The sequence below is a fragment of the Sedimenticola sp. genome (assembly GCF_050289425.1).
GTDB lineage: Bacteria > Pseudomonadota > Gammaproteobacteria > Chromatiales > Chromatiaceae > Sedimenticola.
This window is the reverse complement of record NZ_JBNKFS010000028.1, coordinates 1-14,192: the sequence shown is the minus strand read 5'-3', so window position 1 is coordinate 14,192 and position 14,192 is coordinate 1. Positions and strand designations below refer to the sequence as shown.

11 protein-coding genes are annotated in these 14,192 nt (G+C 52.2%); 4 read left to right on the top strand and 7 right to left on the bottom strand.

The annotated features are described in order from the left end of the window. The 4 genes from ACQY5R_RS16220 to ACQY5R_RS16205 all read left to right on the top strand — a co-directional run bounded on the left by ACQY5R_RS16220 (position 1) and on the right by ACQY5R_RS16205 (position 4,428). Entirely contained in the window at positions 1–711 is a 711-nt protein-coding gene (locus ACQY5R_RS16220) for an ABC transporter ATP-binding protein (protein ID WP_428610151.1), read from the top strand. Further along, complete coding sequence (locus ACQY5R_RS16215; RefSeq protein ID WP_428610149.1) at positions 708–1,034, top strand: DUF6867 family protein; 327 nt, start codon at positions 708–710, stop codon at positions 1,032–1,034. Before ACQY5R_RS16220 ends, ACQY5R_RS16215 begins: the two co-directional genes overlap by 4 nt. Positions 1,035–1,213: 179 nt before the next feature. Further along, positions 1,214–2,320, top strand: coding sequence for a branched-chain amino acid ABC transporter substrate-binding protein (locus tag ACQY5R_RS16210; RefSeq protein WP_428610148.1), 1,107 nt, complete (start codon positions 1,214–1,216; stop codon positions 2,318–2,320). Between the two features lie 518 nt (positions 2,321–2,838). After that, positions 2,839–4,428 carry a diguanylate cyclase domain-containing protein gene (locus tag ACQY5R_RS16205; RefSeq protein ID WP_428610146.1) on the top strand — a complete coding sequence of 530 codons (1,590 nt, stop codon included), beginning with the start codon at positions 2,839–2,841 and terminating at the stop codon, positions 4,426–4,428. A 190-nt stretch (positions 4,429–4,618) separates the two neighbouring features. Here ACQY5R_RS16205 and ACQY5R_RS16200 read toward each other — a convergent pair whose 3' ends face one another. From ACQY5R_RS16200 to ACQY5R_RS16170, 7 genes are all read right to left on the bottom strand, one after another. Further along, positions 4,619–5,533 carry a DMT family transporter gene (locus ACQY5R_RS16200; RefSeq protein WP_428610145.1) on the bottom strand — a complete coding sequence of 305 codons (915 nt, stop codon included), beginning with the start codon at positions 5,531–5,533 and terminating at the stop codon, positions 4,619–4,621. 180 nt (positions 5,534–5,713) lie between these two features. Then, the gene (ppk1, locus tag ACQY5R_RS16195) at positions 5,714–7,927 is read right to left on the bottom strand and encodes a polyphosphate kinase 1 (protein WP_428610144.1); all 2,214 of its coding nucleotides are present in this window, start codon (positions 7,925–7,927) and stop codon (positions 5,714–5,716) included. A gap of 47 nt (positions 7,928–7,974) precedes the next feature. Further along, positions 7,975–8,697 (bottom strand): hypothetical protein, encoded by a 723-nt coding sequence (locus ACQY5R_RS16190; RefSeq protein WP_428610143.1) that lies wholly within the window; start codon positions 8,695–8,697, stop codon positions 7,975–7,977. A gap of 148 nt (positions 8,698–8,845) precedes the next feature. After that, the gene (locus ACQY5R_RS16185; protein ID WP_428610142.1) at positions 8,846–9,310 is read right to left on the bottom strand and encodes a chemotaxis protein CheX; all 465 of its coding nucleotides are present in this window, start codon (positions 9,308–9,310) and stop codon (positions 8,846–8,848) included. A gap of 358 nt (positions 9,311–9,668) precedes the next feature. Next, positions 9,669–10,106 (bottom strand): PaaI family thioesterase, encoded by a 438-nt coding sequence (locus tag ACQY5R_RS16180; RefSeq protein ID WP_428610140.1) that lies wholly within the window; start codon positions 10,104–10,106, stop codon positions 9,669–9,671. 75 nt (positions 10,107–10,181) lie between these two features. Beyond that, positions 10,182–11,969 carry an acyl-CoA dehydrogenase C-terminal domain-containing protein gene (locus tag ACQY5R_RS16175; protein ID WP_428610139.1) on the bottom strand — a complete coding sequence of 596 codons (1,788 nt, stop codon included), beginning with the start codon at positions 11,967–11,969 and terminating at the stop codon, positions 10,182–10,184. Positions 11,970–12,059: 90 nt separating this feature from the next. Continuing rightward, positions 12,060–13,688 (bottom strand): electron transfer flavoprotein-ubiquinone oxidoreductase, encoded by a 1,629-nt coding sequence (locus tag ACQY5R_RS16170; RefSeq protein WP_428610138.1) that lies wholly within the window; start codon positions 13,686–13,688, stop codon positions 12,060–12,062. Positions 13,689–14,192: the final 504 nt, after the last annotated feature.

Here is a 14,192-nt window from a genome sequence, read left to right as displayed (position 1 = left end):
ATGTTGGAAATATCCGGTTTGCACACCTTCTACGGCAGTATTGAAGCGTTGAAAGGTGTCGATCTTACCGTCAACGCGGGTGAAATCGTCACCCTTATCGGCGCCAACGGCGCGGGTAAAAGTACGTTGCTGATGACCACTTGCGGTACGCCACGTGCGGCCAAGGGGAGCATTCATTACCTGGGGCAGGATATTACCCATTTGAGTACGCATGCCATTATGCACATGGGTTTGGCTCAGTCGCCGGAAGGACGCCGTATCTTCCCCCGCATGACTGTGATGGAAAACCTGCAGATGGGGGCGATTGTCTCGGACGAAAAATACTTTGACCAAGACCTGGAGCGGGTAACGACCCTGTTCCCCATCTTGAAAAAACGCGCTAACCAGCGTGGGGGAACGCTTTCTGGTGGAGAACAACAGATGCTGGCTATTGCCAGGGCGATGATGAGCCGTCCCAAGCTGCTGCTGTTGGATGAACCATCATTGGGTCTGGCGCCACTGGTGGTAAAACAGATTTTTGAAGTGATTGAGGAGATCAATCGGGAAGATAAGGTCACGGTGCTGCTGGTTGAACAGAATGCCTACCATGCGCTAAAGCTGGCACATCGGGGTTATGTCATGGTGAACGGAGAAATCACCATGTCAGGCGAGAGCAAGGAGTTGCTGGAACGCCCGGAAGTACGGGCCGCTTATCTGGAGGGTGGACATTGAACATACCTGTATTTATTGGACTCACTCTGGTGCTGTTTGGTGGTGCCGCCTACATGATGGGGCAAGCCATTGCCATTACCTGGCGGCCGCTGTTTCATGTCTTTGCCTACGGGCTGTTGCTCGGGGTCGGTGACCGTTTTCTTATCTTCGCCCTGTTCGATGGTGAGCTGGCATCGTTGAGTGGCTACTTGATCGATACCTGCGTGATCATCCTGATTGCCTTATTGGCATTTCGTATTACCCGGGTGAACCGTATGATCAGCCAATATCCTTGGCTTTATCGACGCTCCAACCTACTAGGGTGGGAGGAGATTAATGAATAATCTGACGAATGCATTTAGACTGAATGCGTTTGTTGATTGTGAGTCGCCGGATGATTCAGGAGGTGTCATTTCCACATAATCCGGGAGGCTGCCCATCATCCACATGCATGATAGGGTTGGTATAAGAAGAGTAATTACTTATTTAATGACTGGGAAAGTACCAGAGGAGATTTGCTGAAATGAAAAAGACATTCAAGCTATCCATGATGGCGATGGTAACTGCCGCAACGATGAGCTTTGGCTCCGTGTCCATGGCCGACATCGTGGTTGCTACTGCTGGCCCCATGACAGGTCAGTACGCCAGTTTTGGTGCCCAGATGAAGGCGGGTGCCGAGCAGGCGGTTGCCGATATCAATGCCGCCGGTGGCGTGCTAGGGCAGAAACTGGAACTGGAAGTGGGCGATGATGCCTGCGATCCGAAGCAGGCTGTTGCGGTTGCCAACCAGATGGTTAACAAAGGCGTGGTATTTATGGCGGGTCATTTCTGCTCCGGCTCTTCGATCCCCGCTTCCAAGGTGTATGAGGAGGAGGGTATTGTGATGATCTCTCCAGCCTCTACCAACCCGAAACTGACCGAAGAGGGAGGCGATAACGTCTTCCGCGTCTGTGGTCGTGACGATCAACAGGGTGAGGTCGCTGGCAAATTCCTGATTGAGCACTTCCCTGGCAAAAAAGTCGCCTTTGTGCATGACAAAACCGCTTACGGTAAGGGTCTGGCCGACGCCACTTTAGCTGAATACAAGAAACTCGGCGGCAAAGAGGCGATGTACGAGGCGATCACCGCGGGTGAAAAAGATTACACCGCCCTGGTTTCCAAGATGAAACAGGCCAATATCGGTGTTATGTATCTGGGCGGCTACCATACAGAAGGTGGTTTGATTGTGCGGCAGATGCGTGAACAGGGCATGGATACCGTATTGGTCTCTGGTGATGCGCTGGTGACGAATGAGTACTGGTCTATTACCGGTTCTGCCGGTGAAGGTACCCTGATGACCTTTAGCCCCGATCCACGTAAAAACCCGGTTGCAGCTCCGTTGGTAGAGAAATTCCGTGGTATGGGCATCGAACCGGAAGGTTATGTCCTCTATACCTATGGTGCCATGCAGGCTTGGGCGCAGGCAGTTACTGCGGCTGGCTCCACTGACACCGCAAAGGTGATCAAGGCGTTGAAAGGCGGTAAGTTCGAAACTGTTCTAGGCAATTTCGGTTTTGATGCCAAAGGTGACGTTACCGCTCCCGGCTATGTCCTCTATGAGTGGAAGAACGGTACTTACGATTATATGTAAGCACTACGCACGACCATTCAATGCCCGGCTAATTTGCCGGGCTTTTTTTTGTCCAGGGATGGACTTATGCCGCGGACGACTCCAGTGACGGATGTAGGGGCAAACCCCCGTGGTTGCCCGGAAGGGTGGTTTCCCGATAGGAAAGGGGGGCACAGGGGCTGCCTCTACAGCGATAGACCTGTCGCTTGAAAGTCGTTAGTGGGAACCGATGTATGCCGAGAAGGAAGTGACCCTACGGACAGGGGCAACCGAAACCGGGTATCCAGTTCGAAACCAGGGAGGAGCAGATGCGGATCGCGGAGGCTGGTTATAGAGGATCTTAATCGGGATGGCCAGAGAGGCAGTCAAAAAAGGGAAGTACAGTCCGACACATCATTTTTTTGCTCAAGTAATAAAACCATTGGGTGAAAAGGTATATTGACTACACTATAAATAGTGATAATTGTGTCTTTTATTCAAATCAACTTTTTAGCTGAACCAAATCGCACATGCACCTGATTTTGTGAGAGGCTGGCTATATGCCGATGTCAGAAGACCGTAAAAACCTGGTTGGAAAAACGATTTATGAGCTGCAAAAGGAGCTTGAATGTCTGCACGCCCACATCGCGGAATGCGGTCTTTGTGATATTCCCGATGTGGATCTATCGCTTGCCAAAATCCTCTTGGAGGATAAGCGCTCCCAAGGTGTCATTATGGATCTGGCACTGGATGCCATCGTCATCATCGACGAAACGGGTGCCATCGTGAGCTTCAATCGTTCCGCCGAAGCCATGTTCGATTATACGCGGGATGAAGTGATGGGTCGTGAAATCGCCAGTGTCATCATTCCTCCCTCGCTCAGAACCCCACATTATGAAGGTTTTTCCCACTATATGAGCACTGGAGAAGCCCGGATTATGGATCGCCGTGTAGAGGTGACCGCCATGCGGGCCAACGGTGACGAGTTCCCGGTAGAATTAACCGTTACTGAGTTCTGTGCACGGGGGATACGGTTTTTCACCGCCTTTATCCGCGATATCTCCGAGCGGATCGAGATCGAAAGACGGCTGCGACAGGAGACGGCGCTGGTACAGTTGCTCCACCGTCTGACTTCATTGGCCAACGAAGCGACCAGTACCGTGGCTGCAATGAACGGTTTTTTAAGGGAAGTGTGTGAATATACCGATTGGCCGGTGGGTCACGTTTATACTGTCAATGAGGAGAATGCGTGTCTCCAACTGGAACCCTCCGAGTGCTGGTATATCCGGGATGAGCAACGCTATCTGCGATTTCGTGAAATCACCATGCGTACGGTATTCGCCTCGGGTGAAGGGATTCCGGGTAGAGTCTATTCAACCGGTGAACCGATATGGATCGAAGATGTGAGTAAAGATCCCAATTTTCCCCGCGCAAGGGTTTCCGGTGATCTGGAGATCAAAACCGGCTTTGGTTTGCCGGTAAAGATTGGCCAGAAAGTCGTGGCCGTGCTGGAATTCTTTACCCCGGATAAAAGCCGTAATGACAGTGATTTCCTGGCCACGCTGAACCATATAGGAATCGAACTGGGACGTGTGGTGGAGCGTGAACAGAGTGCCGAGCAGTTGCGGCATCTGGCCGATTATGACACGTTGACCGGCTTGCCTAATCTTCGTGTTGGTCGTGATCGTCTTAGTCAGGCTGTATTATCCGCGAAACGGAACAGTAGTCGATTTGCGTTACTGTTCGTTGATCTGGACGGTTTTAAGGTTATCAATGATTCATCTGGACATGAGGCGGGGGATGCGGTTCTTAAAATAGTGGCCAAGCGGATATCGCAGACGTTGCGGGAAATGGATACCGTGGCGCGGGTCGGGGGAGATGAGTTCTTTATCGTACTCTCTGCTATCGAGTCGAAAACGGACGTTGGACTGGTTGCAAAAAAGATTATTGAAGTGGTTTCACAACCGATTCATTATGAAAACAAGGCATTCAGCGTCGGTGCCAGTATCGGAGTGGCGCTCTTTCCCGAGGATGCCGAGAAAGCCAGTGAATTGACTCGTTATGCCGATAAGGCGATGTATTTTGTTAAAAGCCGGGGGAAAAACAGTTTCTGCTTTTATGATGAATTGACGCCCGACTACGCAGGTTGAACCATTCAGCGTGAGTTTTTAGTACGACCTCTTAATTGGCTTATGGAAGCTCTGACTAAAGCTATACCTGCTTTATCAAATCACGAAAAAAATGTGATTTTGTGTTTTCTTCATGTTCAATGGCTTGCAGCCATCAAGCATGACAGCACATCCTTGTGCCGCCCCGTAACCTCCAAATTAACCAGAGGTTCTAGTCCAACTCGGCAAGCAGGTGCCGACTCCTCCAGAGATCAAGCAGGGTATAGCCTACATTGGTGGCGAGAATAATCGCCATGCCGAGGAGGAGCGTTGGGGTGAAACGTTCAGATAGGATCAGGATAGCCAGACTGAATCCGAAGATCGGCTCCAGATAGGCAAGCACCGGTGCCAGGGTGGTGCGCACACTGCCAAAACCTTTGAAGTAGACCAACCCGCCCAGGGCCGTAGCGATAAATCCCATGCCAAAGGCGTTATACAGATTTCCGATGCTGATCTCTATCGGTAGCACAAAAAGGGCTGGAAACATGATGAGTGAGCCGATGAAGGAGCTGGAGATAATCATCTGTTCGGTCTTAATGCCTTTTGCCTTGATCACCCTGACCAGTACCATACTAAAAGAGAATGCCATACTGGCAGTGACCGCTGCGATCAGACCCAGAATCGAAGAGGGGGCTCCGAAGTTGGGAAGCTGTGTAGTGCCCAAGATAATGGTGACCAGTCCCATAAGATTGCAACTTACCGAAAGATAATATGCGCGGCTGAACTGGGTGGGGCGTAGGTCGTGGAACAGAAAGCGGCAAGCGAGTTTCTCCACCAATGGAAACCAGATGGCCGCGGTGTATAGGAGAATGACGCTTAGGCCTACCGATAGCAGAACAGCCCCCAGAGTGTAGAGAGCCACCACTAGCGCCATGGAGATCCCCACGACGATCCACAAACTGGTATGGTTTCTGGCGAAACCGATTGTTTCGGTCAGTTTGTCACGAGTTGCTTGCGCAAATGCGGGGTAGGCAAGCAGCGCGATCAAAGGAAAGCTGAGCGTGCAAAAAAAGAAGCGCAGGAAAACAATATTGGCCGGGTGCGTCTGTTCGATCTGATTGGCGAAGATACCCATTGAACTCATCATTAGGCAGCCCAGTACAAGGGTTCCTATATGGCGATTCTCGGTTGCATGGAACAGACTGAACACTAAAGGCCTCCCCGCCAGAGCCGTTTTACAACGGCCAGAAAGAGGGAGATTATAGAGTCTTGGTATGACGTGACAAGTAAAAAAAGGGCGGGGAAATCCCGCCCGATGGACAAGTCATTAACGCAGATTTCTTCTCAGGCGGCGTTTTTTCTTTCCTTTAATCAGTTTGCTTGCTTGCTTTGAGCGCTTCTCGGCAGATTGGATAAGTAGTTGCTGACAGCCAATGGATTCGGCATCGCTGGATGGTTGCCGTTGAATAAAACTGCCGTCGGTCTGCATCTCCCACGCGCTGCGCTGGTCGTTGATTTGTGTATCCAGGATGAAGCGGAGTTCCTCACACAGTTTCTTGTCGGTTACCGGTGTAACCACTTCCACACGTGATTCAAGGTTGCGCTTCATGGCATCTGCCGAACCGATGAAATACTCTTCATCGCCGCCATTTTGGAAATAGTAGATTCGCGTATGTTCCAGGAAACGACCGACAATACCGATGACGCGGGTGCTTTCGCTCACTCCGGGGATGCCGGGCCGGAAACGGCAGGTATCACGCACAATCAGGTCGATGCGCACACCATCGCGGGCCGCTTCATAGAGGGCGCGGGTAATATCTACATCTTCCAGTGCATTCATCTTGAACTGGATCAGCCCCGGGGTCTCTTTGCTGTGGAGTTTTCGTTCGCGTTTGATCTTAGCCAACAATGCATACTTGAGCATCTTGGGTGACGGGAGCAGTTTACGGTAGCTGCGCTCTTGGGTGTAGCCGGTGGTCAGATAGTTAAACAGTTCTGTTGCATCTCTTCCCAATTCTTCATCGTTGGTGAGTATGCCCAGGTCAGAATAGAGACGCGCCGTTCCGGCATGATAGTTTCCGGTGCCGATGTGCAGATAGCGTTTTATACCGCTGTAGTCGTTGCGTACCACCAAAATGATCTTGGAGTGGGTCTTTAGACCAACCACTCCATAGGTGACGTGGATACCGGCCTCTTCCATGCGGTTTGCCCAGCGGATATTGGCTGCTTCGTCAAAGCGCGCTTTCAGTTCCACCACTACCGCCACCTGTTTGCCGTTTCTGGCGGCGCTGATCAGGTAATCCACCACCTTGGTATCGCTGGAGGTTCGGTAGAGCGTCATCTTGATGGCCCGTACCTTGGGATCGATGCTGGCCTCTTTCAGGAAGCGTTCAACCGATGTACCAAACGATTCGTAAGGGTGCTGCAGTAACAATGGACCCCGTTCCCTGATAATGTGGAATATGTTGCGGGTATCCACCAATTCGGGATGATCGATAGGCTTATGGGGAGGATCGCGTAACTCCGGTACATCCAGTGAAGCGAGTTCGAACAGATCCCGCATGGCCGGCATGCTGATGATCTCAAATACGTCACTCTCCTCATCCAGGAAGAGTTCGGCTGCCAGCATGCCACGGTGTACCGGTTGCATATCTTTTTGTGTTTGCAGTCTCACGATCGGGGCGAAACGTCGGTCCCTCAGCTCCGATTCGATCAACGATAGCAGGTCATCGGCATGTTCTTCGCTCCGCTCCGTGTTGGCGTTGCGCGTGACCCGGAACACTTCACAGGAGAGCACTTCCATTTCCGGCAGCAGCATGTCCAGGTTGTTGGCGATGACATACTCCAGTGGGACATAGTGCCGCCGGTCTTTCAATTTAAGGAAACGGGGGATACCGGCCCCTACTGGCACTTTAATTCGGGTTAGCGAGGTCTTGTCGGAATCACCCGGATAGCGTACCAACACCAGGAGATTCAGTGAAAGATTGGAAATAAACGGGAACGGGTGGGCCGGATCGATAGATTGGGGCGTAACCAGGGGATAAATGTTTTCGTAATAATAATTACGCAGATCGCTTTTATCTGATTTGTTCAGTTCGTCATAGCTGAGAATGGCAATATCGTGTTCGCGTAACTCTGTCGTGACAGTCTGATAGCATTCACGCATCTGTGCTTCTATGTCCCGGACCACCTGGCTGGATTCGTCGATCTGCTGCTGGGGAGTTCTGCCATCTACCGTAAGGGTGGTAACACCGGCACCGACCTGTTGCTTCAGACCACCGAGCCGCTTCATGAAGAACTCATCCATATTGGCGCTGACGATGGCGATAAACTTCAGGCGCTCCAGCAGTGGAGTACGCTCGTCGGCGGCTTCATGCAGCACACGTTTGTTGAACTCCAACCATGTCAACTCGCGGTTTAGATAATATTCGCTGGTATCCAGATTCAGAGTGCCCTCCTCGACGCTCGCCGTTTCGGCTTGTGTCACGACTTCACTCTTTTTTGGCGATTCTTTTTCCATCTTTTTTGCGGCTTCAGACATCTTTATTCCCATGGAGTGAAAACAGCTAACGGCTGTTAAACGTTCTCTTAACTGTAATAGTGTCGCAATGTTTCAAGGGAGAGTCGATAGTGATACTGGACTTGTTCCAGAGTATAACGCTGATCTGTTGATACAGGGCAACTCCAGCGTGCAACGCAGCGGTCGCCGCAGCGTGAGTCACTGCCAAGCCGGTAGTGGGCGCAGCGTTCCCTATCAATCATCTTGTCCTCGGCTAGCGCACCGGCAGGGCAGACAGAGAGGCAGGGTTTTTCGTGACAGGCTGCACAAGGTGATGGTGGTGTTGGTTGCAGGATCTCCGGCAATGGCTCGTTAGTCAGTATGACGGCACGATAGGCGTACCACAATCCCCATTGAGGATGAATGCCTATCCCCAAGGGGGAGGGGTTATGCCAGCCGGCTATTGTGCCGAGTCGTTGTAGTGAGATTGGTGAATCACCGGGATAAAGCAGTTGGTATGTCCCGGGGGGCAGCACTTCCTGGGAAAAGCGCAGTGCGGCTTCACCACTGTAGTGGTCGATGGGATCCGGGCCTGGCTGCGCTTCGGCTGAGAGTCTTTCCCAAAGTGTTTTGCCGCCATGTCCAATCAGGATGATGCGGCTGTCGTCGGACAGTAGTGGATTGAGACGAGTGAGTGACTCGATCGCTTGATCGGGTAGTCGTCGGACACTCATTACGGCAAAAAGATTCAGGCCTTTGTGTCTGAGCGCGTCAATACCCAACTTAAGATTCTGCGGTAAATTGTCTGGCACGCGATTGTTTCCTGGTTACACCGTTATTCTTGATATGTAACGGATGTGGGACGGCAACACTTGTTATGTGAGTATACAACGGGTGGATGGGGATTATCTGACGTGGTTGAGATGTGGCAGGGGATCGCGAGTCCAAGTCGGGAACAGTTCACCCCTCAAAGCAAATCTCGACAAAAAAATCGCCCTTATCGGTATGAAAGGGAAGAATAATGGTCTGGCCGCTGGATTTGTGGGTGATGATATGGTTTTTGCCGGCCACGACGCCCGGAATTGCCAAATCAAAATCGTAACCCATCTCACTCAATGCGCGTTTTGCACCGCCAGTAACCATGTTGGTGATTTCACCCACCAAGTCGGTAACCAGATCGTTGACCGAGTTGACTTTCTCTCCCAGCATATTTTCCGTCACCTGAAAGATGACCGGTTCCGTAAAGGAGATGGCGAGCGATCCTTTCATCAGTTGTCCCGTAAGACCGATCAGGCCGCTGACGTCACCCATGGAGGTGCGCTCTTTCTTGAGATAAGGCTTTCCCGGCTTGGCTTCAATGCGTGCCATGGTGGATAGAACATCAAGGATCGCATTGAGAAAAGGATTGACGAATTCCGCTTTCATTCAGGTAAGTATACGCCACAGCGAAAAATTTTGGTAACAAAAAGCATGATTGTGAATATCTATCCGGTGGCACCTTGGATACCGGAATAATCGGCACAACGGGTGCGGTAGGAGCCAGTCGCATGGATGGGAAATAGGCAAAAAAAAGCCTGACAGGGGAGGTCAGGCCTAAGTAACCATTGTTAAACCACCAAAGGAGGATGGGGATTTAGAAGGAACAGCAGGACTTGACGCTACTACGATACTGCCTTTGGCCAAGCCCCGCCGACCTGTGCCTATTGAAGCACACGAAGGGATTATGGCACATTGATAATTATCAATCAATAAAATAATAATATACTTATTAATTGTTGGGTCTTTACCCGTCTGATCCGTTTTCTTCCAGCGGTGGTATGGAGTAGGTACCGGTGGCATGGGCGACCAGTTTACCCGTGGATTCGGCGGTAATGGAGACCTCCATAATGGCCAGACGTTTGCCGAGTTTGATGATTTTTCCTTCGGCCATCAGGTCTGTTTGCTCCGGTTTACGTAAGAAATTGATGTTGAAATTGGTGGTGACCGCCAGCTTGACTTGCCCAATCAACCCCAATACCACGGCATACATGCAAGCATCGGCCAGCATCATCATATGGGGACCGGAGATGGTGCCGCCCGGGCGAGTGCTACCGTGGTGATAGGGCAGGCGCATGACCCCCAATCCGGGTTCGATGCGCTCAAGCCGCATCCCCAGGTCGTTGGCCCAGGACATCTCATTTTCAAGGATGTGGTTAAAATCCTGGCAGGTTATTTTTGGCATAACAACTCCTGATGCGATTGGCTACGTCCCGGCAAGCTGCTGGCTTTGCCGGGGCTTACACTACGATGCCTTGGGTCAGAATTCGGCTTCGTCGAGTGCCATCATTAAATTTGCGCCTGAACGGATAGCACTATCCAGTCCCTGAATCTGTGGCAACAGTCGTCCCATGAAAAAACGCGCTGTGTGGAGCTTTGTTTGATAGAAGCCACTGCTATCTGCTGCCTGTTTCTGTGTCGCAACCTGCGCCATGCGTGCCCAGAGCCAGGCAAAGGTGGTCAAGGCAAAAATACGCAAGTAATCCGTTGCCGCCGCACCCAACTCGTCCGGATTCTGCGGGCTTGTCTCCTGTAGCCAGGTAGTAAGTGCCTGCAGTAATGCGTTGGCTTCGCTTAACGGCTCGATAAACTCGGCAAGCGCTGCCTCGCCTTTATGTTCGGCAACATAGCTATCCAGCATGTTAAAGAAGCGTTTCGGTAGTCTTCCGTCGTGGAGAAACAGCTTGCGACGGACCAGGTCCAGTGCCTGAATACCGTTGGTGCCTTCGTAGATCTGGGCGATCCGGGCATCCCTTACAAACTGCTCCATACCCCACTCCTGAATATAGCCGTGTCCACCGTAAACCTGTTGGCAGAGGGTGGTGGTCTCATAGCCGTAGTCGGAGAAGAATGCCTTGATAATGGGGGTGATCAGGGCGACATAATCATCCGCCTCTTCCCGTTTCGACAGGTCGGGGTGGCGGTGGGCCAAGTCGATGTTGATAGCGGTCCAGGTAGCCAGTGCGCGAGCACCTTCGTTGTAGGCGCGTGTCGTCAACAGCATGCGCCGAATGTCGGGATGTACCAGCAGCGGGTCGGCCGCTTTATCCGGTGCCTTGATGCCGGTTGCCGCACGGCTTTGCAAACGTTCGCGGGCATAGGTAACGGCATTCTGGTATGCCACCTCACCCAACCCAAGACCCTGCATACCGATGGCTAGTCGCTCCGAGTTCATCATCGTGAACATGCAGGCAAGTCCCTTGTTTTCCGGTCCTACCAGATAACCGGTGGCACCGTCGAAGTTCATGACACAGGTGGCGGAAGCCTTGATGCCCATTTTGTGTTCGATGGATCCGCAACTGACCCCGTTGCTTTCGCCGGGTTCGTTTTGTGCGTCCGGCATCAATTTCGGTACCAGGAACAGACTGATACCGCGTACCCCTTCCGGTGCGTCCGGCAGTCGTGCCAGTACCAAGTGGATAATGTTCTCGGTCAGATCATGGTCACCGCCGGTGATGAAGATCTTGGTGCCGGAGATCGCATAACCGCCATCTCCTTTTGGTACGGCCTTGGTGCGTACCAAGCCCAGGTCGGTGCCGCAGTGCGGCTCGGTCAGGCACATGGTGCCGCTCCAGACGCCTTCTACCATCTTCGGCAAATATTGTTGTTTCAATTCATCCGTGGCGTGATGGCTGATGGCGTTGATAGCGCCCCGGGTCAGGCCGGGATAGAGACTGAAGGAGACATTGGCTGAACAGAGCATCTCCTCCAACATAAAACTGATGGTCTCGGGCAATCCCTGTCCACCCAATTCCGGATCGGCCGCCAGGGATGGCCAGCCGCCCTCTATAAAGGTTTGGTAAGCCTCCTTGAAACCCTTGGGCGTAGTTACCTTGCCTTGCTCGAAGCGGCATCCTTCCTGATCACCGCTCTGGTTAATAGGGTGCAGCAACTCTTCACAAATCTTGCCGCCTTCTTCCAGGATCGCATCCACCAAGTCGGGGGTCACCTCATCAAAACCGGGAAGCTCGCTCAAGGTTTTGTCGGCTTCATGCAGTTCGTGGAATACAAACTGCAAGTCGCGGATAGGGGCTTTGTAACTCGGCATGGATCGATTCCTCTTGATAGGGTCGGGTTCATTGGGCGGCTGTGAAAAGCGGGCGATACCCGGTGTGGTATCGCCGCCGCTCACCGCCGCCTACATATTGGGGTAGTTGGGGCCACCGCCACCCTGTGGCACGGTCCAGTTGATATTCTGTGTCGGATCCTTGATGTCACAGGTTTTACAGTGCACACAGTTCTGGGCGTTGATCTGCAGCTGAGGCGGTTGTCCCTCCTCCTGTAAAATCTCATAGACACCGGCAGGGCAGTAGCGCTGTTCGGGGGCGTCATAGAGGGCCAGATTGACTGTGATCGGAACTTCCTGGTCCTTCAACTGAAGATGAATCGGCTGATCCTCTTCGTGATTGGTATTGGATATAAAGACCGATGAGAGGCGATCAAAGGTGATTTTTCCGTCCGGCTTGGGATAGTCGATAGATGGATAATCGGCGGCTTTGCCGAGCTGCTCATGGTCGGCATGATGATGCATCGTCCACGGCGCTTTACCGCGGAACAGATAGGTCTCCAGCGCCGCATTGAACAGGCCGAACCAGAGCCCTTTACTGAAGCCGGGGCGGATATTTCGTACCTTGTTCAATTCATCCCAGAGCCAACTTTGCTGTAGGTGCTGCGGATAGGTATCTATCTCTTTGCGGCCTTCGCTCGCGAGCTGTTCAAAGACTGACTCGGCCGCCACCATGGCACTCTTCATGGCGGTGTGGGTACCCTTTATTTTTGGCACGTTGAGGAAGCCGGCCGTATCGCCTATCAGCATACCGCCAGGGAAGGTCAGTTTGGGAATAGACTGGAATCCCCCTTCAGAAAGGGCACGGGCGCCGTAGCTGATCCGGCGGCCGCCTTCAAACAGGGGGCGAATATCCGGGTGCGTCTTGAAACGCTGGAATTCTTCAAATGGGCTGAGGTGGGGATTTTTATAATCCAATCCGACAACGAAGCCGACCACCACTTGGTTTTCAGAGAGATGGTAAAGGAATGAACCGCCGTAGGTTTGACTGTCCAGGGGCCAGCCGATGGTGTGCAGGATGGTGCCAGGCTTGACCTTCGCCGGGTCTATTTCCCACAACTCCTTGATGCCGATACCGTAGGTCTGAGGATCAACGCCGTTACGCAGATCAAAGCGCTCCATCAATCCTTTGGTCAACGAGCCACGGCAACCCTCGGCAAACAGCGTCTGCTTGGCGTGCAGTTCGATGCCCGGCTCATAGTTCTCGGTCTGTTCACCCGAGCGGCTGATACCCATGTCGCCGGTGGCGATGCCACGCACCGCACCCTGTTCATCATAAAGGACTTCCGCAGCGGCAAATCCCGGAAATACTTCCACTCCCAGTTGTTCTGCCTGTTCCGCCAGCCAGCGGCAGAAGTTGCCGAGGCTGATCACGTAATTGCCCGCATTGTGCATCTGCGGCGGATTGGGCATGGCGATGGATTTTTTTTCCGTCAGGTAGAGGAACCGGTCTTCGCTGGCGGGGGTGTCCAGCGGTGCACCTCGTTCCTTCCAGTCTGGAATCAGCTCATCGAGTGCCCGTGGTTCGAGCACGGCTCCCGATAGGATGTGGGCGCCGATTTCGGAACCTTTTTCAACCACACAGATCGTCAACTCTTGCTCATGTTCACTGGCCAGCTGGGCCAGGCGAATGGCGGCAGTGAGTCCAGAAGGGCCCGCACCCACTATTACAACATCGAATTCCATCGCTTCGCGTTCCACAACGACACCCCCTCATGGTGTTAGTCCCGGTTGTTGTTCCCGGATGGTATAAGGTAGCTATGTTGACGTTTACGTAAACGTCATTATACTAAGTCAGACAGACGGGTCAATTTCAATCAATCACTAATTTGACGTATCGACCAGCGTATAGTGGCTTATCCCCGCGCTCTCTGATTCGCGGCGTAGTTTACTATCTAACCTGTCGAATACGTAGACTCCTTTGTATAGCTATAAAAAGTTATTATGGCGCCGATTTTATCCGGCTTAAGCCGAATTTGTTTCGTTAATGCGACGCACGCTTACGTAGCGGGCGCGTATTTGTATTGATTTCCACAAACAAATAGGCAAAATAGTTCATCTATTATAATTCAAGCATGAAAAATAATTCATTTATTGTTTTCCATGCGGAGTGCATTCTCCGCATCAGGGCGGCAGCCAAATCAACCGAAGGTGATGTATGAAAGTACTGGTGGCAGTAAAGCGGGTTGTGGATTACAACGTAAA

Excerpts from the sequence above, each read along its gene's own strand:
- ACQY5R_RS16220 (WP_428610151.1), top strand. The coding sequence starts at position 1 with ATGTTGGAAATATCCGGTTTGCACACCTTCTACGGCAGTATTGAAGCG.
- ACQY5R_RS16210 (WP_428610148.1), top strand. The coding sequence starts at position 1,214 with ATGAAAAAGACATTCAAGCTATCCATGATGGCGATGGTAACTGCCGCA.
- ACQY5R_RS16205 (WP_428610146.1), top strand. The coding sequence starts at position 2,839 with ATGCCGATGTCAGAAGACCGTAAAAACCTGGTTGGAAAAACGATTTAT.
- ACQY5R_RS16200 (WP_428610145.1), bottom strand. The coding sequence starts at position 5,533 with ATGATGAGTTCAATGGGTATCTTCGCCAATCAGATCGAACAGACGCAC.
- ppk1 (WP_428610144.1), bottom strand. The coding sequence starts at position 7,927 with ATGTCTGAAGCCGCAAAAAAGATGGAAAAAGAATCGCCAAAAAAGAGT.
- ACQY5R_RS16185 (WP_428610142.1), bottom strand. The coding sequence starts at position 9,310 with ATGAAAGCGGAATTCGTCAATCCTTTTCTCAATGCGATCCTTGATGTT.
- ACQY5R_RS16180 (WP_428610140.1), bottom strand. The coding sequence starts at position 10,106 with ATGCCAAAAATAACCTGCCAGGATTTTAACCACATCCTTGAAAATGAG.
- ACQY5R_RS16175 (WP_428610139.1), bottom strand. The coding sequence starts at position 11,969 with ATGCCGAGTTACAAAGCCCCTATCCGCGACTTGCAGTTTGTATTCCAC.